Origin of the sequence: Epilithonimonas pallida, assembly GCF_900182975.1 — a bacterium.
In the GTDB taxonomy this organism is placed as follows: Bacteria; Bacteroidota; Bacteroidia; order Flavobacteriales; family Weeksellaceae; genus Epilithonimonas; species Epilithonimonas pallida.
Genome location: NZ_FXUO01000002.1, coordinates 145294 through 164022, shown reverse-complemented (window position 1 = coordinate 164022; position 18729 = coordinate 145294). Strand labels below are relative to the sequence as shown.

Genomic DNA, 18729 nt, shown 5'->3' with positions numbered 1-18729 from the left:
ATTCAGAAAGAGGGCATAAATTTCTCGATTTAATTAATATCCCCCCGCTGGCACGAGCGAGACGCTCGCGCCAGCGCCGGGATGTAAAAGATTATTGCTATGGATAAAAATTCTATTTGGTACAGTTAAGCTTTATTCAATTCCATACATTATTTTAATTTCATTTTTCGTTTTTTCATCAGCTAACTTGAATCCGAATCCTTCACCCTGGCTTCCAAAGATCTGATAACCATACTTAAGTCCATAAAATCTATCAATCAGCATTTTTAGAGGCCCAACTTCTATTTCTTTGTCAGCCACTGCTTTTTTTATAACAGGTAGATATCTTTCCATCATATCAATATTAGAATGTTGTATAACGGCCCACATGACATTTTCAAATTTCTTACCCACTAAACTTCTTCCTATGTAGGTTTCATATTTTTTGTAGAGTGCATCAATCATTGTTTGGTTTTCTGCATCTAAAGGCTGCTGCTTGCTTTGTAATTTTAAGGATCTGTATTTTTGGTCATTAAGATTGATGCTATATATTTTTTCAGCAAGGAGACAATTCAAGTTATAAGTCCTGCAGTATTGTGATATATCAAATTTTTCAGTAGTATTATTGGATTTGCATTGAAGTAACTGTTCGTCGTAATCGCCTCGTATAATATCGTACTTTGAATTATTTTTAATTGAATTTTCAAAAGATAAAATATATTCGCAACTTCCTGTGGTGTTAACAAATTTTCTAAATGCGAGATCAATATTTTCCTTTGTCTCTTTCAGGCTGAGAAAAGCGTTCAGTACATTAAAATAATCTGCCAAATTAAAGTTTTCAGGCTTGTTTTTTACGGCATTCCTTGTTTCTTCTAAAATCATAGTACCGTACCGATAATCTTTATCTGAAACTTTTTGGTTTTTATTCGGATTGTAGCTTAGTATCTGGTTTTCAAAATTTTCTGTGGTGAATTTGACAGGATGTTCCTGAGAATAACAGACTGTTAAACCAAAGATAACTGTTATAATGATTAGTAATTTTTTCATTTGGATTTGAATATTTTCCTATGTCTGGACTAAACTATAACCTATCGGATTCAACAGCAGATATTATCCATAGTTTGTACAACGGATCTAAATTACGAATTAAAGAACAGAGTTGTCTCTTAAAACTCTTTTTCTATAAATTATTAAAGGGTTTTTAAAGCTCCGATAGATCCAATAGCGCGGATTTGCAATCCGTGTTTATACAATAATTAAAGTAAAGCAGTCGCACAATGTGTTATTGTTTTTTTATTTTTAGGTTTTTGCAGATCCGTTTTATATTCTAACGAGATAATTTTCACCTTTTGCGATATTGTTTTATATTTCCTTATATCTATTTTATATTATTCCAACATATTTATAACTTATATCAGACAAATTTTATATTCTGACAATACAATTTTACATTTTATCAATATAGTTTTACATTACGCCAATTTAGTTTTAACTTTCATCACTTTTGTTCTCATTTACCTCAATTTTGCATCAAAATTTAAAATCAATTAAGCTATTTGACACAATCTTACTATCTTTAAACAAAAACACACAATGCTAAATCTTAATCTCAAGCCTATTTTCAATGCCCGAGGAATAGAAAGACCCTACACATTCCTTGTAAAAGCCGGCATCTCTCGCGCAACCGCCCACAATATCCTCAACAGCAAGACCCGCGTCTTCCGCTTAGACCATATAGAACTGCTCTGCAGGATCCTCATCTGCGAACCCAACGATCTGCTGTCCTACACACCGGACTCTCAAACCACTCTTCCCGAGACGCATCCTCTCAATAATCTGAGAAAAGAAACAATATCCCACACAAGTATAAAAGATTCTTTGGCGAACATTCCTTACAAAGAACTCAAAGAGATTACCTCTCAGTTGTTTGAGAAAAAGTAAACCAAAACTTATCCACAAATCCAAAACACGACACCTTTTGTCGCATTAAGAATTTATATTTGTTTAACAAATTTTAAAAACTAAGTATCCCCAAGATCACCAATGAAAAAAGATTTCTATTTAACCAGATATGCCCTCATCATCAAGAGACTGGAACGTTCCCCTGCGACCTATCCCGAGCTGGAGTCTTACCTCCTTAGCTCTTTTGAGTTCCAGGATGCCAACATCGTGAGCTATTCCATTCGTACCTTGCAGAGAGATATCAAGGACATCGCGAATCTTTTTAACTTTGATATACACAACAAGAAAAAAGGCGACAACCGTTACTATATAGAAAGTCGCCCGGTAATGGAGGTGGACGAGTACAACCAGCGTTTGCTGGAATCTTTCCAGATCATGAATGCCGTCAACTCCCAGCCGGATCTTGCACAGTTTGTTTATCCGGAAACACGCACGCCCAGAGGGATTCAGAATTTTTATGACCTGCTTTTTGCCATCAGGAACAAAAGAGTACTGGAGTTTCGGCACTTCAAATACAAAGACCAGAGCATCACCTCCAGAAAAGTCCATCCACTGGCACTCAAAGAATCCAAAGACCGTTGGTATCTTGTTGCCCTGGACACCAAAGATGAGAAGCTGAAAGCTTTCGGGTTAGACAGGATCAGTGATTTGGTTGTGAGCAAGGCCGGATTCAAACTAAAGCAGAGATTCAACCTCAAAGAACATTTCAAAAACGCTTTCGGCATCATGAATCTGGAAGAGGAACCGGAAAAAGTCGTAATCAGATCCACCAAAGAGCAGGCAGAATATCTCAAGAGCTCGCCGCTTCATCATTCCCAGCAGATCCAGAAGGAAACGGAAAAGTCGGTCTATTTTACCTATGATCTCTATCCCACCTATGATTTTATTCAGGAGATTTTATCCTATGGAAATCAGGTTAAAGTCACTGAGCCTAAAAGCCTGATGGAGAAGATCAAAGAAACCCTGAAACAATCCATCAGCCAGTATGACGATCCCTTATCAGATCAATAATTCTTGTAATCCGGACACCAACCCGTTTTCCATTCTCAAAATTTATTATATTTGTGAAGAATGGCAACGAAAGCACTTTTTAATACAGTCGTCAATTGGTTTATCCTGCAGCGGATGGATCAGATCGAACATTTTATCAAGTATCCTGTAGAGACGCAGGAGGGGCTTTTGTTTTCCCAGCTTTTCCATGCAGAAGAAACCGAATATGCTCAGAAATATGGTTTCAGCTCTATATCAAATTATCGTGACTTCCAAAAGAAAGTTCCGATTGTCTGTTACGAAGACTTTGAGCCCTACATCGAGAAAGCAAGACAGGGGCAGAAAGATGTCATTTGGCCCGGGCTTATTAAGCAATTTGCCAAATCCTCCGGCACCACCAATGCCAAAAGCAAATACATCCCAATTACTGCAGAAAGTCTGGAAGACTGCCATTACAAAGCCGGGAAAGATATGGTGGCGCTTTATGTCAATAATCATCCGGAAAGCGAATTGTTCCAGCACAAGAATCTTAGATTGGGAGGAAGTGCGGAGATGTATCAGGATTTTAACACCAAGTTTGGAGATCTGTCCGCGATTCTGATTGAGAATCTCCCGTTTTGGGTAGAGATCATCAATACACCTAACAAGAAAATCTCCCTGATGTCCGAGTGGGAAAGCAAGATGAAAGCCATTATCAGCGAGGTCAGAAACGAAGATGTCGGAAGCCTTACCGGTGTCCCGAGTTGGATGATGGTGCTTTTGCAGCGAACTTTGCAGGAAACAGGAAAAAATAATATCGGAGAATTGTGGCCTAATCTGGAAGTTTTCTTCCACGGTGGAATCAGTTTCAAGCCCTACAAAAATCAGTATAAAGATATTATTGGCAGAGATATCAGATATTACGAGATATATAATGCCTCCGAGGGATTCTTCGGGATTCAGGACCAATCGGGAAGTGACGAGATGTTGCTGATGCTGGATTACGGGATTTTTTACGAATTCATACCAATGGATCAATATTATGCTGGCAGCCGCGAAGCGATCCCGATTTCGGAAGTGGAAGTGGGTAAGAATTATGCCGTTGTCATCACCACAAATGGCGGACTTTGGCGTTACTTGATCGGCGATACGGTGAAATTTACTTCCATTAATCCTTACAGAATTAAGATATCGGGCAGAACCAAGCATTACATCAATGCTTTCGGAGAGGAGCTGATGATTGATAATGTAGAATCGGCTCTGAAGATTGCCTGTGAACATATGGACGCAAGCATTTCTGATTACACAGGTGCTCCGGTTTTTATGACAAACGAGAGCAAAGGCTGTCACGAGTGGATTTTCGAATTCACCAAAAAACCAAGATGTCTGGATGAATTTACAGACGTCTTTGACAAAACGCTCAAAACGTTAAACTCAGATTACGAGGCGAAACGTTATAATGACATCACATTGAGAAAACCAATCGTGCACTCGGCCAAATCAAATTTGTTTTATGAATGGATGGCTAGCCGTGGAAAGCTGGGTGGACAGAATAAAGTCCCTAGATTGAGCAACGACCGCGAGTATATCGATCCATTACTGATTCTTAATCAAGAATTATCCAATTAATTCCTTGGCTTGAGAAATAGCAGCTTCCGTAATTTTGGAACCGGAGATCAGCTGTGCAATTTCTTTCAGTTTTTCGTCTTCCGAAAGCTTTACAATTGTAGTTTTTGTAATGCCGTCTTCATCAAACTTTACCACTTTGTAATTTTCATTACCTTTTGCGGCAACTTGTGCAAGATGCGTGATCACGATTAACTGAAGATCCTGAGACATCTCCTGCATCAGTTTTCCCATCTCTTCAGCAATTCTTCCGGAAACTCCTGTATCGATTTCATCAAGGATTAAAGTTGGGAGCGCGTTGTTTTCCGCCATTATCTTTTTAATCGCCAGCATCACCCTTGACCTTTCCCCGCCGGAAACAGCACTTTGGATAGGTTTTAAAGGAAAGCCGGAATTAGCCTGGAACAACATCTGAATATTATTTTTTCCAAATAAATTAAATGCCGGAGAATTACTTAATTCTATTTTAAGAATCGCTTTTTCAAGACCTAGTTTTTGAAAAATTTCCTTTGCCTGATTTTCAAGAGTTGATGAAAATTTAGTTCTGTTATCCGTTAGTTTTTTACTGAAAGATTCTAATTGAAGTTCTAAAGTTTTAATCAACTTTTCTTTTTCTTCAATTTGATTTTCAATGCTTTCTAAGGAATTTTGACCAGCAGATAATTCTTCTCTGATAGCTAATAATTCTTCTATATTCTCCACCTGATGTTTCAGGAAAAGCGCATTGATTCTATTAATTGTAGATAAAAGATTTTGTAGCAATGCCGGATTGATTTCCAGGTTTTCAGCTTTATTTTCCAGATCAGAATTGATGTCTTTGATTTCCAGATAAGCCATTTCCAATCGTTGGCTTAACTCTTCATAGTCTGGTGAAAGTTCGGATAGCTTAGCAATTTTGTTCCTGATGTCGGAAAGGCTGGTCAAAACACCGAATTCCTCTGCATTCAGTTTGGAAAGTGACTGAGACAGTTGTTCACTGATCTGATCCGCATTTTCCTGGATATTCAATTGATTCTGAAGATCATTAAAATCAAGATTATCAAGATCCGCTTCTATAAGTTCTGTCAGCAAAAAGTGTTTATAATCTGACTCTTTGTTACTTTCGGAAAGTGAGGTTTTAAGAGCTTCAATTTCCTTCTTTGTTTTCTGATAATCATTATAAATATCCTGATAGTCAGATAACAGCGTTTTATTTTTGGCCAATCCGTCCAGAATCCCAAACTGGAATTCTTCTGTGAACAGGTTAGACGTCTCAAATTGTGAGTGGATATCAACTAATTTGGAAGATAATTCTTTTAGTACATCCAGTGTTACAGGAACATCATTGATGAAAGCACGGGACTTACCGCCCGGAAGAATCTCTCTCCGGATAATGGTATGTTCTTCGAAATCAAGATCATTATCGTCAAAAAACGTTTTGAAACTGTCATTAATACTGAATTCGCTTTCAACGATGCTTTTGGTGTCAGCCTTAGCAAAAGACTTGGTGTCCGCTCTTTCACCCATAATAAGGCGAAGTGCACCTAGAATAATCGATTTTCCCGCACCGGTTTCTCCTGTAATGACTTGCAGTCCGTTTTTGAGATCAATTTCCAATCGATCGATCAATGCGAAATTCTGTATAAAAATCCTTGAAAGCATAACGAAATTAATAACTAACAATTAAAATCATTATTTCCATTTGTCCCATTTGGAATCGATATCTTTTGGAGCAAATGTGCTCATCAGCGTTTTTAATTCGCTGATATTTACAGAGGTATTTGGCCCGGAATTAAAAATATTAAAAATCTCCGTACTCTTGGTTTCTAGGAAAAGATTGAATGGATAATTCATCTGGAAATTATTCTCATAGAATTTAAGCTGCATCAGAGATTCGGCAATTGTTTTTTTGGCTGGATTCTGGTCAGGCTTGGATAAGTTGTCCAATCCGGATCTGTGGTAGCTGTAATAAACGGTTCTCAGTGTAGATGTATTTTCGTTCTGAAGGCCGGAGATCAGTGCGCCTCTGTTTCTCTGACTTTCGATGGCGTTCCAGCCGTCATAATTTTGATTCTGTGAATTTTGAGCAATTTTGAAAGCCTTATCAAACCAGGGCTGTCCGCCTTTTAACTGGAAGCTATCCCCGTCATAACCAAGAATGATATAAACATAAAAGCTAATCACATCGATGAGGTTTTTCCCCGAAAATTGTCTCTCGTTGAACACAAGGTTCTCATTTTCATTATATTCGAAGGTGAGACGGGTATCATTAATGTTCATCAAAGGTGTTTCATATTGCGAATTGAAAACAGGTCGTGTTGCCTGGACTACTAGAGTCCCTTTAAAGGTATTATTAGAAGGACGCTCAGAAATAACCATTGCGAAATTACACTTCACTTTTTCGAAGTTTTGAAGTTTCTTTCCTGTCCAGCTTGTATTGTTGATGAAGTCACGCAGTGATTTTTCAAGTGTTCTGAAAACCTGGGTGTTACTTCCTGCGATCTGTTGATTGTTAATTTGTACGGTTGCCAAAAGCTCCTGAGAATATGCTATTTGAGCAAAAAATAATGCACAAATTATATAAAGTAGTTTTTTCATTCCAAATAAAAATGTTTGTAAAAATAAGGAATCTTTGCTAAAGATCAACATTTAAAATCCCCATAAAATCATAACGGAAAAGAGGTTGTTTTCTTACAATTTCTGCTCAACAAAATTCAAAATATCTTTGGCGACATCTTCCTTAGATTTCAATGAAAAAGATTGCTCTTCAGTCGGTGTGAAAATTTTGATTTTGTTGGTGGCATTTGCAAAGCCAGCCCCTTCGTCTCTCAGAGAATTCAGGATAATCATATCCAGATTTTTCTTGACTAATTTTCCCTTTGCATTCTCCTCTTCGTTCTGGGTTTCAAGAGCAAAGCCAACTAGTAACTGATGCGTTTTCTTCTCGCCCATTGTTCGAAGGATATCTTTGTTTTTGACCAGTTCAATCGTTAATTCGTTTTCGTTTTTCTTGATTTTTTCTGTGGCTTTGACTTTTGGTGTATAATCTGCAACCGCAGCGCTCATTATTGCTACATCAACGTTATCATAATATTTGAAAACTTCATCAAACATTTCCTGAGCCGAAGTTACTCTGTGAAGCGTTATATTTTTATTATTGGCTTTCTGAGAAGATGGACCTGAAATCAGAATCACTTCGGCGCCCCTTTCAGCGGCTTCTTTTGCCAGGTCAAATCCCATTTTACCTGAAGAATGATTTCCAATAAATCTCACGGGATCAATATTCTCATAAGTTGGACCAGCGGTAATCAGGAATTTTTTTCCCGCAAAACTCTGTTTGGAATCAGAAAATTGATTTTCTACAAATTTAAAAATCGTTTCCGGTTCGGCTAATCTGCCTTGCCCAACGAGCCCACTCGCCAGCTCTCCATATTCCGCAGGAATGATCTGATGGCCAAAGCTTTCAGCTGTCTGTAAATTTTTGGTCACTGTTGGATGAATATACATGTCAAGATCCATTGCGGGCGCAATGATGACAGGGCATTTTGCAGACATGTAAACTGCCATCAGAAAGTTGTCGCAAAGTCCGTAAGATATTTTGGCAAGTGTATTGGCTGTGCAAGGCGCAATCAGGATGAGATCTGCCCAGAGTGCAAGTTCCACGTGGTTATTCCACGTTTTGCTATCATCATAAAAATCGGTATAAACTTTATTCCTGGAAAGTGTTGAGAATGTTAACGGTGATGCAAAATCTACAGCAGATTTGGTCAAAATAACTTTGACTTCTGCACCGGATTTTATAAAATCCCGAACGAGATAATTCATTTTGTAAGCAGCAATCCCGCCGGTAATTCCTAGAATCAGTTTTTTGCCTTGCAAGCTCATTTGCTTTGATTTTTATTAACGAATGTATTAATAATTTTATTAACAAAAAAACCGCCTTCTAGATAATAGAGACGGTTCTGTATTTTAATCAACAGGGATACTGTTATTTTCTTTCTTCAGTTTTTCTGAAATAGATGTCATCATCCAACCATTCTTTGATTGCAATGGAAGTTGGTTTTGGAAGTTTTTCATAATGCTTGGAGATTTCGATTTGTTCTCTGTTTTCGAAAACTTCTTCCAAAGTAGAGTTATGAACGGCAAATTCATCCAATTTTCCATGAAGTTCAGAGCGGATTTCAGCATTGATCTGTTCTGCTCTTTTACCCATAATCACGATAGCTTCGTAGATGCTACCTACTTTTTCTTCGATTTTATCTTTGTCGTAAGTGATTGTGCTTACTTCAGCTTTTGTATCTTTAACACTCATTGGGCGAAATTATTTTGAGAATGCAAATATAGTAATTATCTTTTAAACTTGAAAGTAGCTTGAGGTTCAGGCGAATTGATCTTCGCGCTGTCTCTTCTGGTTTGCTCTGCTGCCTTTTGCATATCCAGCTGGTTTTTTTCCTGGGCCAGCTCTTTTTTAGCATTTTCTTTAGCCTGGGCATCTTTCACTTTGGCCTCGTATTCCGCCTTTCTTTTTTCTACTTCGGCCTGGACTTTCGCGAATTTTACTTTTTCATCTTCCAGCTTTGTATAAAGATCATTAGCATTTTTGGCATAATCAGTATTCGGGATTTCTGCTGCAACTCTCTTTGCATATGCCGCTGCAGCATCCAGCCTTTCCTTTTTAAGATCATAGATGGAGTTGACTGCCAATTCGTATTTAGATTTCAAAATGATATCATAGATCTGAGGCCTGAGTTTAGTCGCAGGAAAATCTTCCAAAACATTTTCAAAAGCAACGGATGCTGCTTTGTATTCGGCCATTTTATAATATTGCTTTGCGTTTTCGAAAGCTTTGAATTCTAATTTATAACTCAATTCATCAATCATCTGGCTGATGTTTTTAGAACGTTCAGAATCCGGATAATCATTAATGAAATTCTGTAATTCTGTAATTGCTGACTCTGTATTGCTTTGATCCAGGTTGTAATCCAGAGATCCTTCGTAATAACAAAGCGCAGAAAAATAAGCTGCTTCTTCTTTTCTCGGGTCTTGCGGGAAACTGATCACAAAGTTTTTGAACTGGTTCGCAGCCAGTCTGTAGTTCTTGTCATAATAGTTAGCGTATGCAGAATTGAAAACTACATTCGGTGCATCATCTGTACCGGCTACAAGATTAGGCAATCTATCATATAAAGCAAGCGCATCGCTCCATTTCTTTTTAGCAAATTTTTCGTTGGCAACTTTCAAGATAAACTCTTTATCAGCGCTCTTCATTGCTCTATCCATTTCTGTTTTGCAAGACAGCAAAACCACCGACATCATCAGCAAACTAATATATTTCTTCATAGCAATTGTCAGAATATTCTGAAATATTGAATATTAATAATAATCTGCAAAAATAAAACTTTTTTCATCATTCTCTTTTTTTTATGAAAGATTAACGTTTATAATGCTTAGCTTATTTTATTGATAGTATGATTTACCGTAAAAATTGATTGTAATAAATGCTAAAACTTTACTTTTGCAGAAAAATTAGTTGAAATGAAAATCAAATATTTCTTTTTGTTGTTTCCTGTATTATTTTTCTCGCAGAAAACTGTAACAATAAAATTGAGTGAGTCGATAAGGGACAATACAAAAACATTTAAATCTTTGACAGTTATAGATAATCGTGGAGATAAAGAAGTAGGAACAATTACACATAAAAAAGAAACATACCGTTTCGAATTTCCCGATAATGATGCTAAGAAAAGTATTGATAACTGGTTTGTTTCATCCAATAAAAATGCTGTTGGGAATAATGATATTGTTATTCTTTTAGAAAATTTCAAAATATTCAGTGAGGAAGAACTGGGAACTTCATTACCAAAAGCAGATGTTGTTATAAGTTCATTTATATCAAAAAATGGAGGTTATTATTATTTGGATAGAATTAATAGAGTTGTTAATATCGGTCCAAATCTTCCAAAATCTCCTTTTGGCTTATCCATAACACTTTCAAATCTATTACATGAGTTTATCAAAAATTCTTATCAAACTAAACCTGCGGATATTAAGATTACTGAAAATGAGCTCCCACAATATGCTGAAATAATTACTAAAGAATTACCTGCATATAAAAATAATCAAATTAAAGATGGTGTTTATCCGGATTACAAATCTTTTTTTGACGCAAAGCCGTTAGAGGGCTACGAGCTGGTTAAAAATTCTAAAGGTGAAGTGCTAAGAGCTAAGAAAGGTGATGAAAGAATACCTGCACACAAAATGTTTGCTTATGTAGAAAATGGGAAGATGTATCATCATACATTCAGTGGATTTTTAGAAATGATAAAAGATGATAAAGGATTTTATATTTTTACTAATTATGGCACACTTTTCCCGGTTCAAATGGATTCAACATATGGAATGTTTGGGCTAGTAGGAGGTATTGCCGGAGCTATAGATGCCAATGCAAAGAATAAAAAATTACAAAAAGCCGAAAAGTATAATATCTACATTGATCCACTTACAGGCGATTACATTTTTGAAAAGTAAATTTCATAAATGATATTTTTAAGAGACTTTTCAGTCTCTTTTTTTATCTTTGCAAATTACAAGAGTTATAAATGAAGAATATCAGGAATTTCTGCATTATTGCACATATCGACCACGGTAAGAGCACATTGGCAGATCGTCTTTTAGAATATACAAACACCGTCACGCAGAGAGAACTGCAGTCTCAGACACTGGACGATATGGATCTTGAGAAAGAACGTGGAATTACGATCAAATCTCACGCGATCCAGATGGATTATGAATATAAAGGAGAAAAATTTATTCTTAATCTGATTGATACACCGGGACACGTTGACTTTTCTTACGAAGTTTCCCGTTCCATCGCTGCTTGCGAAGGAGCACTTTTGATTGTTGATGCTGCGCAAAGTATTCAGGCACAGACGATCAGTAACTTATACTTGGCATTGGAGAATGATTTGACAATCATTCCTATTTTGAATAAAATCGACCTTCCTTCTGCCAATCCGGAAGAAGTGACCGACGAAATTATGAATCTCATCGGTTGCGAATATGAAGATGTTTTAAGAGTTTCCGGGAAAACAGGAGAAGGTGTTCACCATTTGTTGGAACAAATCGTAGAAAGAATTCCGGCCCCGGTTGGAGATCCGGATGCGCCGCTCCAGGCATTGATCTTTGACTCGGTTTATAATCCTTTCAGAGGAATCGAGGCTTATTTTAAAGTCGTGAACGGGAGTATTTCTAAAAATGAAAAAATCAAGTTTTTCGCAACGGGGAAAGAATATGGTGCTGATGAAGTTGGTACTTTAAAATTGAAGCAGGTTCCAAAGAAAACGGTTGAATGTGGTGATGTAGGTTACCTGGTTTCCGGGATTAAGGATGCAAGAGAAGTGAAAGTAGGTGATACAATCACTTCGTTTGAAAAACCTGCGGCAGGACCAATAGAAGGATTTGAGGAAGTGAAACCAATGGTTTTTGCAGGGATTTACCCGATTGATTCTGAAGATTTTGAAGAACTAAGATTCTCTCTTGAAAAATTGAGGTTAAATGATGCTTCGCTGGTTTTCGAGCCGGAAAGTTCAGCAGCGCTTGGTTTTGGTTTCCGATGCGGATTCCTGGGAATGCTTCATATGGAAATCGTTCAGGAACGCCTGGACAGAGAATTCAATATGAATGTTATCACGACAGTTCCGAACGTATCTTACCACGGATTTACAAAAAAGGATCCGGATGAGGTGATTTTGATTAACAATCCATCCGAAATGATGGATCCAACAACAATGGATCGCGTTGAAGAACCATTTATTAAGGCTTCAATTATTACAAAATCGGACTTTGTAGGATCTGTAATGACACTTTGTATAGAAAAAAGAGGAGAAATTGTCAATCAAAGTTATTTGACATCGGACAGAGTTGAGCTGATTTTCAATATGCCTTTGGCTGAGGTTGTTTTCGATTTCTATGACCGATTAAAATCTATTTCCAAAGGTTATGCGTCTTTCGATTATCATCCAATCGGCTTCAGAGCATCTAAGTTGGTGAAAATGGATATTTTGATTAATGGCGATATGGTGGATGCTTTATCTTCATTGATTCACGATTCCAACGCTTATCACATTGGTAAAAAGATGTGTGAAAAATTGCGTGAACTGATTCCGAGACAGCAGTTTGATATTGCAGTTCAAGCCGCTTTGGGAACAAAAGTTATCGCCAGAGAAACGATTAAAGCTCTAAGAAAAGACGTTACCGCAAAATGTTACGGAGGTGATATCTCCAGAAAACGTAAACTTCTTGAGAAACAGAAAGAAGGAAAGAAAAAAATGAAGCAAATCGGTAGAGTTGAGGTTCCGCAATCAGCGTTTATGGCTGTTTTGAAGCTCAACGACTAACAATAAAAATGATAAAAGCTGCGTCTTAATTGATGCAGCTTTTTTATTAATCGGAAGCTTTTGCGTTTTTTCTGAATAATAAATGATCTAAGCTTATCCTACCAGAACCAAAACATATTAAAGTAATCAGCATAATAATATAATATAATGGTATTTCGAAGCCATTGTCACCTGAAGAAAATCCGTTTTCCCAATGCACAGTTACTATAGCAACAATCATTGTTATAATAAGTGGAAAGGAAATGATTCTTGTAAAAAGTCCTAAAGTTAATAAAATAACACCCAGAATTTCTGTTCCCGTCGCAAGATAAGCCTGGAAATATGGTGCGGGAATGTTAAGACTTGCAAACCAATCCCCAATGGCATGGATATCCTGAAGTTTTTTCATGGCGGGTTCATAAAATCCGTAAGCCAACGCCAATCTTATAGCTAATAAAGGCAGATCCTGTAATTTGTTTAGTAATAGTTCTAATTTTTTCAGCATTTTTATCAATTTAATTATTTATAACCTAAAATAAGGTTGTTTTCTATGGCAAAGGCAACAAACTCTGCAGTTATTTTCTTGGCGATAGTTTTGTCATTTTCATATTTGGAATAAACTTTTTCTAGTTCTTTCAAAGTAATGTTTTCTTCATTGAGCTGTATGAGCATCTCTATAAATGGATACGACAAATCATTAAAATATACTTGCTTATCAATATTGTTTCTATGGATGGTTACAAAATATTCACCTATATCTGCTTCTGTAATATCCTTGGTTTTTTTTGTATGAATAGGATATTGCAAACCTAAAATTTTTATTTCAGGATTCCCAACAAGTATTTTTTGTTTAGATGTTGGCTCAGCCACAAACCCAGGAATATCAGCATCTTCCATCATAAAAACTTCTATCTCAAGCCATTCGAATTGTAAAAGCTCTAATAAGAAAGGAAATTGTTTTTTAAATGGAAACGGATTTTCTCTGTAAAAGTCACATAGTTCTGATGGTAGTTTCCAGACTTGTGGCGTTTTACATTTGTGATTGGCAAAAAAATGATGAACCAATTTTTTCCATTTCTTTTTCCCCACAAATTTTCGGGCAATTGGGAAAGCGGTTTTCAAGGTGTCTTTTACAATGCTAAAAACTATTCTTCTGTATTCTGGTGTGTTTTCTTGGTTGCTGGTTTTAGGCGCTTCTAAACCAGTTCTGCAATAAAGACCCAAATCTTGCTGAAGAGCAAATGTATCAGTTTGGGAGAGCAACATTTTTAGATTTTTTTAAAGCATTTTTCTTGATTTTCCTCAAAGCATCTATTTCAGCTTGCAAAATAGAAAGTTCGGGGATATTAAAATCTCTTTCCAATAGAACCGGAATGTCTCGTTTCAGCTTTCTCATTGTAAATTCAAACAATTCGTAAACCGGGTCTATGATTTTGTTTCCGTGCGTATCAATAATCAGATTTTCGTTTACCTTAAGATGTCCCGCCATATGAATATATCTTACTCTATCCAAAGGCATTTTTGTGATGAAATTTTTTGCATTGTATCGATGATTGAATGCGTTTACATATACATTATTAACATCCAAAAGCAATTCACAATCGCTACGCTTCACAATTTCATTAATGAAATCTTCTTCCGACATTTCGGCTTTTAAAACTGTATAATAACTTCCGTTTTCTAAGATTAATCTTCTGCCTAATAGATCCTGAACCTGCTTGATATTCTCAACAACCCGGTTTATAGCATCCTGCGTGAAGGGTATAGGTAAAAGATCATATAAATGAGCATTATCTACTTTAGAAAATGTGAGATGCTCAGAATATACAGAAACCTGAAAATCTTCTAAAAATTGTTTTACTTTTTTTACGAAGCCTATATCTATTCCTTCAGGACTTCCTACAGAAAGGGACAATCCGTGACAAAATAATGGGTATCTTTCAACAGCTTTTTTTAATTGCTGTTTCCAAAAACCGCCAATTTCCATCCAATTTTCGGGTGCTACCTCTATAAAATCGGGTTTAAGAATAGAGTTTTCTAAAAACGCATCCGAAAAATCTTTCCGATAACCAATTCCTATCATAGCTGTTTGATTAAGTGAATTTAAGATACAATCGGAACTCTTAGTAAGAATCCCGATTGTTACTTGCGGTTAATAGATAATCGAATTATTTGGCAGCAGTTGCTTTTTTAGCCTTTTTGCTACTTTTGTCTCCGCACTTACCATCACCACATTTTCCATCTTTTGTTTTGCCTTTCGCTTTTTTGTCTCCACATTTACCATCGCCGCATTTTCCGTCTTTTGCTTTACCTGTAGCTTTTTTGTCCCCACATTTGGCATCTTTCGTTTTAGCATCCGCAGCATTTCCTCCACCGTGAGTTCCTGTTCCGCAAGTAGAGTCGGATGTTAATTTTTCCGATGAAGAATTAGTTAGGTTTGTTCTTAAATCATTTCCCGTTCCTAAGCTTGAAAAAGTTTTTGCCGATGTCATTGTAAAAGCTCCTAATGCAATTGCGCCTACTAAAATTGATTTTGTTTTCATTTTGATGAATTTTAAAATTATTAAATGATATTTTTATATTAATACCAGTTCAGATTTTAAAATCACCCATTAAATTGCAATAAAATAAAATTTGTTTACAAATGATTGATAATCAGCTTTAAAAAAAATTATTTTTCGATGTTCTTTTCTCTATATCTTTTAATTTGTTGCATGCATTTGTACTTCTGGTTGCTTAAGTTATGTTTCGTTGCATAGTTGTATTTTTTCTGAATTTCATCCAGAGTGGCAGACTTTAGAAATAATTCTTCTATAAGTTCTTTGCAATGATCCGTGATCTCTAGAAAAAAGGCATCTATTTTTTCCTTTTCAGATTTTTCCTTTTCGATATCATCGGATATTTCTTCAAAAAAATCACTTTGGTTTATATGCTCCCAATTCACAATAGTCTTTACACGTCTTAATTTTTTTAGCCAAAGGTTTTTGCATATAGCAAAAATGTAAGTTTTAAGCGAAGCGGATAAATGAAAATTGTCCTGACTAAGCTTTTCCAACAATACAATCAGTGCATCTTGATAGAGATCTTCTGCATCAGATGATGTTCCGTTGTTTTGCTTTACATACCAGATTATATCATCTAGATAAGCATAATATTCTGCACCAAATATTTCAGTTTTTTTCATATGGGGTCATTTATGTTTTAGCTTTTGAAGTTTTAAAACAATTTACTAATTTATTAAAAAATATACTATATTAATGCTTTAAAAATGTAATTTTTTAATAAGTCGTGAGAATTAGTCAATGTTTATATAAGTTATGATTCATAAAAACCGATTCTTTACATTTGTACTATGAAAAATCTCTCCATTCTCTTCATCCTAATTTCGGTTTTCGGTTATTCTCAAATCCAGACACCTTTCGAAAAAAGCAACGGTAACCAAACCACAACTTTTGAGGAGATGCGAAAATTCTATCAGGATTTATCAAAACAATATCCATCAATCATTTTTGAAACCAAAGGCGAAGATGATAACGGTGCCCCAATCGATGTTGTGATGTTTAATCCTTCAGGAAAAAAATTTGAGGAAGCCAGAAAAGGAAAGTCAGTTTTGTTTATCAATAACGGCATTCATCCAGGCGAGCCAGACGGAATCGATGCAACGATGATGTTGATGCGAGATTTGGCAACCGGAAAAATCGAAGCGCCTAAAAACGTCATCTTCGCAGCAATTGCAAGTTACAACGTCAGCGGAATGATGAACCGGGGAAGTTTTTCCAGAGCCAATCAAAATGGTCCGGAAGAATATGGTTTCCGTGGCAATGCTCGAAATTATGATTTGAACCGGGATTTCATCAAGACAGATTCAAAAAATTCCAGAAGTTTCCAGCAGATTTTTCAATGGCTAAAGCCTGATGTTTTTATTGATAATCACGTCAGCAACGGCGCAGATTATCAATACACTTTCACATATATTTCTACGAACAAAGAACGTTTGGGAACTATTTTAGGAAATTATTTCAATGACGAAATGCAGAAAACGCTTCTGAAAAATATGGAGAAAAAAGGTGTGATTTCCGTGCCTTATGTCAACATTCACGGTGATGTTCCGGATGGCGGTTTTCCCGCTTTTGTGGATTCGCCAAGATATGCGACGGGTTACACGACTTTGTTCAATGCCATCGGGACGGTTGTGGAAACGCATATGCTGAAACCATACAAAGACCGTGTGAAAGTCACTTACGATTATATGGTTGACAATCTGGATTATATCGATGAAAATTATAAAACCATTCAACAGAAAAGAACTGAAAATCTGAAACAATACAAAGTCGGAAGCAAATATGCTTTGGCTTGGAAACTTGATTCTACAAAATATGAAACTATCGATTTCAACGGTTTTGAAGCCAAATATAAACCAAGTGATGTTTCCGGAAAGAACAGACTTTGGTATGACAGAAATTCCAGATTTTCAAAGCCTGTCAAGTTTTATAACACTTACGTTCCGGCAAAAGAAATCACGATTCCAAAATATTACGTCATTCCACAATCCGAATGGAAAATTATCGATTTGCTGAAACTCAACCAAATCAAAATGACGCCAATCAAGCAGGATTCTACAATTATGGTGGAGCAATACAGAATCAAAGATTTCAAAACTGTTCCTAATCCTTACGAAGGTCATTATCTGCATTACGACACATTTGTGACCAAAGAATCCGGGAAAACCAAATTCAGAGCTGGTGATTTTCTCGTTCCAGTCAGTCAAGACGGTGTGAAATTTCTGTTAGAAACGCTGGAGCCGGAAGCGGTTGATTCTTATTTTAACTGGAATTTCTTCGATGCGATTCTCGGTCAGAAAGAATATTATTCGGCGTATGTTTTCGAAGATACAGCGAGCAAACTTCTGAAAGACAACAAAGCCTTGAAGACCGCTTTTGAAATGGAAAAAGCCAATAATCCAAAATTTGTAGAAGACGGTGAAGCGCAGTTGGATTGGGTTTATAAACATTCGGAGTATTACGAAAAAACGCATCGGCTTTATCCGGTTTTTAGGGTTAATTAATTACTTCCTCAAACTCAACAAATAGCTCTTTGCATTCATCACAGGAATCAAAGCATTTTTAAAATCCTTTTCGTTTCGGGTAATAATAATATCGCAGCTAGATGCCAGCGCGCTGAAATATTGCATCGCATCCTCAAAATCTTTGAAGTCAGAATGAATCGCTTTTTCTACCACTTCATCATCCATTACAGAAATCGAACATAAAAGTTTGAACTTTCTGATTTTTTCTAATGCAATTTTGGGGCTTTCATATTTTGCTAAGACATAGAAGACATTAGCGATAGAACTTGGAGAAGTATAAACTTGGATTTTCTTTTTATCTGCTAAAGTCATAATTTTTGCAGATGCTTCATAAAGACCTTCTCGTTCTCCAAGGAAATCTATGATGATATTAGTGTCTAAAAATATCTTTTTCATCTACTGATGTTTTTTATCCAAATCATCTATATAATCATCTCTCAAAGTTTTCCAATCCAAATCTGAAGGCACGCTTTTTCCACTGGAAATACTTTTCACAAAAGGTGAAATTTCGAAATCATCATTTTGTTCACGTGTGATAGAATCAAGATAATTTTCAATCAGTCTGGACAAGCTTACCTTCTTGCTGGAAGCATAATTTTTGGCCCTTTCGATAACGTTTTCGTTTAATTTTAAAGTGAGTTTGGAGTCCATAAAAACAATTTACGTACAAATATAAAAAATTAATACGTAAAAATTAAATTTGATTTTGAAGTAAACTTGCCATTAACCAAAAACTTCCTATTTTTGGTAAAA

The 18729-nt window shown here is 36.2% G+C and carries 19 protein-coding genes; 6 read left to right on the top strand and 13 right to left on the bottom strand.

Annotation, left to right across the window (positions count from 1 at the left end; translation table 11 throughout):
- Positions 1 to 132: 132 nt before the first annotated feature.
- On the bottom strand, positions 133 to 1026 hold the full coding sequence (locus QOL71_RS03970; protein WP_283415676.1) for a hypothetical protein: 894 nt from the start codon (positions 1024 to 1026) through the stop codon (positions 133 to 135).
- 546 nt (positions 1027 to 1572) lie between these two features.
- On the opposite strand from QOL71_RS03970, the gene QOL71_RS03965 reads away from it, so the two are divergent.
- The 3 genes from QOL71_RS03965 (at position 1573) to QOL71_RS03955 (ending at position 4539) form a co-directional block, all read left to right on the top strand.
- Positions 1573 to 1920 (top strand): helix-turn-helix domain-containing protein, encoded by a 348-nt coding sequence (locus tag QOL71_RS03965; protein ID WP_283415675.1) that lies wholly within the window; start codon positions 1573 to 1575, stop codon positions 1918 to 1920.
- Positions 1921 to 2022: 102 nt separating this feature from the next.
- Positions 2023 to 2952, top strand: coding sequence for a helix-turn-helix transcriptional regulator (locus QOL71_RS03960; protein ID WP_283415674.1), 930 nt, complete (start codon positions 2023 to 2025; stop codon positions 2950 to 2952).
- 60 nt (positions 2953 to 3012) lie between these two features.
- The gene (locus QOL71_RS03955) at positions 3013 to 4539 is read left to right on the top strand and encodes a GH3 auxin-responsive promoter family protein (protein WP_283415673.1); all 1527 of its coding nucleotides are present in this window, start codon (positions 3013 to 3015) and stop codon (positions 4537 to 4539) included.
- Here the strand turns inward: QOL71_RS03955 and QOL71_RS03950 are convergent.
- The 5 genes from QOL71_RS03950 to QOL71_RS03930 all read right to left on the bottom strand — a co-directional run bounded on the left by QOL71_RS03950 (position 4528) and on the right by QOL71_RS03930 (position 9855).
- Positions 4528 to 6177 carry a DNA repair protein RecN gene (locus tag QOL71_RS03950; protein ID WP_283415672.1) on the bottom strand — a complete coding sequence of 550 codons (1650 nt, stop codon included), beginning with the start codon at positions 6175 to 6177 and terminating at the stop codon, positions 4528 to 4530. The genes QOL71_RS03955 and QOL71_RS03950 overlap by 12 nt on opposite strands.
- A gap of 30 nt (positions 6178 to 6207) precedes the next feature.
- Positions 6208 to 7113, bottom strand: coding sequence for a type IX secretion system protein PorD (gene porD / locus QOL71_RS03945; RefSeq protein WP_283415671.1), 906 nt, complete (start codon positions 7111 to 7113; stop codon positions 6208 to 6210).
- A gap of 93 nt (positions 7114 to 7206) precedes the next feature.
- Entirely contained in the window at positions 7207 to 8400 is a 1194-nt protein-coding gene (coaBC, locus tag QOL71_RS03940; protein ID WP_283415670.1) for a bifunctional phosphopantothenoylcysteine decarboxylase/phosphopantothenate--cysteine ligase CoaBC, read from the bottom strand.
- A gap of 103 nt (positions 8401 to 8503) precedes the next feature.
- Positions 8504 to 8827, bottom strand: coding sequence for a DNA-directed RNA polymerase subunit omega (locus tag QOL71_RS03935; protein WP_283415669.1), 324 nt, complete (start codon positions 8825 to 8827; stop codon positions 8504 to 8506).
- 35 nt (positions 8828 to 8862) lie between these two features.
- Positions 8863 to 9855: an outer membrane protein assembly factor BamD gene (locus QOL71_RS03930; RefSeq protein ID WP_283415668.1), complete on the bottom strand. Its 993-nt coding sequence runs from the start codon at positions 9853 to 9855 to the stop codon at positions 8863 to 8865.
- Between the two features lie 195 nt (positions 9856 to 10050).
- Here QOL71_RS03930 and QOL71_RS03925 point away from each other — a divergent pair, with 195 nt between their 5' ends.
- Positions 10051 to 11043 carry a hypothetical protein gene (locus tag QOL71_RS03925; RefSeq protein WP_283415667.1) on the top strand — a complete coding sequence of 331 codons (993 nt, stop codon included), beginning with the start codon at positions 10051 to 10053 and terminating at the stop codon, positions 11041 to 11043.
- A gap of 71 nt (positions 11044 to 11114) precedes the next feature.
- On the top strand, positions 11115 to 12911 hold the full coding sequence (gene lepA, locus QOL71_RS03920; protein ID WP_283415666.1) for a translation elongation factor 4: 1797 nt from the start codon (positions 11115 to 11117) through the stop codon (positions 12909 to 12911).
- A gap of 46 nt (positions 12912 to 12957) precedes the next feature.
- On the opposite strand, the gene QOL71_RS03915 is transcribed toward lepA, so the two are convergent.
- The 5 genes from QOL71_RS03915 to QOL71_RS03895 form a co-directional block, all read right to left on the bottom strand.
- On the bottom strand, positions 12958 to 13395 hold the full coding sequence (locus tag QOL71_RS03915) for an HvfX family Cu-binding RiPP maturation protein (RefSeq protein ID WP_283415665.1): 438 nt from the start codon (positions 13393 to 13395) through the stop codon (positions 12958 to 12960).
- 14 nt (positions 13396 to 13409) lie between these two features.
- The gene (locus QOL71_RS03910; RefSeq protein WP_283415664.1) at positions 13410 to 14156 is read right to left on the bottom strand and encodes an HvfC/BufC N-terminal domain-containing protein; all 747 of its coding nucleotides are present in this window, start codon (positions 14154 to 14156) and stop codon (positions 13410 to 13412) included.
- Complete coding sequence (locus QOL71_RS03905; protein ID WP_283415663.1) at positions 14137 to 14973, bottom strand: HvfB family MNIO-type RiPP peptide maturase; 837 nt, start codon at positions 14971 to 14973, stop codon at positions 14137 to 14139. Before QOL71_RS03905 ends, QOL71_RS03910 begins: the two co-directional genes overlap by 20 nt.
- A gap of 85 nt (positions 14974 to 15058) precedes the next feature.
- Positions 15059 to 15433, bottom strand: a complete 375-nt coding sequence (locus tag QOL71_RS03900) for an HvfA family oxazolone/thioamide-modified RiPP metallophore (protein ID WP_116034545.1) — start codon at positions 15431 to 15433, stop codon at positions 15059 to 15061.
- 128 nt (positions 15434 to 15561) lie between these two features.
- On the bottom strand, positions 15562 to 16074 hold the full coding sequence (locus QOL71_RS03895) for an RNA polymerase sigma factor (protein WP_116034543.1): 513 nt from the start codon (positions 16072 to 16074) through the stop codon (positions 15562 to 15564).
- Positions 16075 to 16242: 168 nt separating this feature from the next.
- Between QOL71_RS03895 and QOL71_RS03890 the strand changes: the two genes are divergently transcribed.
- The gene (locus QOL71_RS03890) at positions 16243 to 17955 is read left to right on the top strand and encodes a M14 family zinc carboxypeptidase (protein WP_283415662.1); all 1713 of its coding nucleotides are present in this window, start codon (positions 16243 to 16245) and stop codon (positions 17953 to 17955) included.
- Here QOL71_RS03890 and QOL71_RS03885 read toward each other — a convergent pair whose 3' ends face one another.
- Together QOL71_RS03885 and QOL71_RS03880 are read right to left on the bottom strand one after the other, a co-directional pair.
- On the bottom strand, positions 17956 to 18372 hold the full coding sequence (locus QOL71_RS03885) for a type II toxin-antitoxin system VapC family toxin (protein WP_283415661.1): 417 nt from the start codon (positions 18370 to 18372) through the stop codon (positions 17956 to 17958).
- A complete protein-coding gene (locus tag QOL71_RS03880) occupies positions 18373 to 18627 on the bottom strand; it encodes a DUF6364 family protein (RefSeq protein ID WP_283415660.1) in 255 nt (84 codons plus the stop codon).
- Between the last annotated feature and the right edge of the window lie 102 nt (positions 18628 to 18729).

What these genes read in the sequence shown, in the direction of transcription:
- QOL71_RS03905 (WP_283415663.1), bottom strand. Translation starts at nt 14,973, where the DNA reads ATGATAGGAATTGGTTATCGGAAAGATTTTTCGGATGCGTTTTTAGAA.
- QOL71_RS03960 (WP_283415674.1), top strand. Translation starts at nt 2,023, where the DNA reads ATGAAAAAAGATTTCTATTTAACCAGATATGCCCTCATCATCAAGAGA.
- QOL71_RS03950 (WP_283415672.1), bottom strand. Translation starts at nt 6,177, where the DNA reads ATGCTTTCAAGGATTTTTATACAGAATTTCGCATTGATCGATCGATTG.
- QOL71_RS03970 (WP_283415676.1), bottom strand. Translation starts at nt 1,026, where the DNA reads ATGAAAAAATTACTAATCATTATAACAGTTATCTTTGGTTTAACAGTC.
- QOL71_RS03880 (WP_283415660.1), bottom strand. Translation starts at nt 18,627, where the DNA reads ATGGACTCCAAACTCACTTTAAAATTAAACGAAAACGTTATCGAAAGG.
- QOL71_RS03955 (WP_283415673.1), top strand. Translation starts at nt 3,013, where the DNA reads ATGGCAACGAAAGCACTTTTTAATACAGTCGTCAATTGGTTTATCCTG.
- lepA (WP_283415666.1), top strand. Translation starts at nt 11,115, where the DNA reads ATGAAGAATATCAGGAATTTCTGCATTATTGCACATATCGACCACGGT.
- QOL71_RS03885 (WP_283415661.1), bottom strand. Translation starts at nt 18,372, where the DNA reads ATGAAAAAGATATTTTTAGACACTAATATCATCATAGATTTCCTTGGA.
- QOL71_RS03965 (WP_283415675.1), top strand. Translation starts at nt 1,573, where the DNA reads ATGCTAAATCTTAATCTCAAGCCTATTTTCAATGCCCGAGGAATAGAA.
- QOL71_RS03895 (WP_116034543.1), bottom strand. Translation starts at nt 16,074, where the DNA reads ATGAAAAAAACTGAAATATTTGGTGCAGAATATTATGCTTATCTAGAT.
- QOL71_RS03915 (WP_283415665.1), bottom strand. Translation starts at nt 13,395, where the DNA reads ATGCTGAAAAAATTAGAACTATTACTAAACAAATTACAGGATCTGCCT.
- QOL71_RS03900 (WP_116034545.1), bottom strand. Translation starts at nt 15,433, where the DNA reads ATGAAAACAAAATCAATTTTAGTAGGCGCAATTGCATTAGGAGCTTTT.
- coaBC (WP_283415670.1), bottom strand. Translation starts at nt 8,400, where the DNA reads ATGAGCTTGCAAGGCAAAAAACTGATTCTAGGAATTACCGGCGGGATT.
- porD (WP_283415671.1), bottom strand. Translation starts at nt 7,113, where the DNA reads ATGAAAAAACTACTTTATATAATTTGTGCATTATTTTTTGCTCAAATA.
- QOL71_RS03910 (WP_283415664.1), bottom strand. Translation starts at nt 14,156, where the DNA reads ATGTTGCTCTCCCAAACTGATACATTTGCTCTTCAGCAAGATTTGGGT.
- QOL71_RS03925 (WP_283415667.1), top strand. Translation starts at nt 10,051, where the DNA reads ATGAAAATCAAATATTTCTTTTTGTTGTTTCCTGTATTATTTTTCTCG.
- QOL71_RS03935 (WP_283415669.1), bottom strand. Translation starts at nt 8,827, where the DNA reads ATGAGTGTTAAAGATACAAAAGCTGAAGTAAGCACAATCACTTACGAC.
- QOL71_RS03930 (WP_283415668.1), bottom strand. Translation starts at nt 9,855, where the DNA reads ATGAAGAAATATATTAGTTTGCTGATGATGTCGGTGGTTTTGCTGTCT.
- QOL71_RS03890 (WP_283415662.1), top strand. Translation starts at nt 16,243, where the DNA reads ATGAAAAATCTCTCCATTCTCTTCATCCTAATTTCGGTTTTCGGTTAT.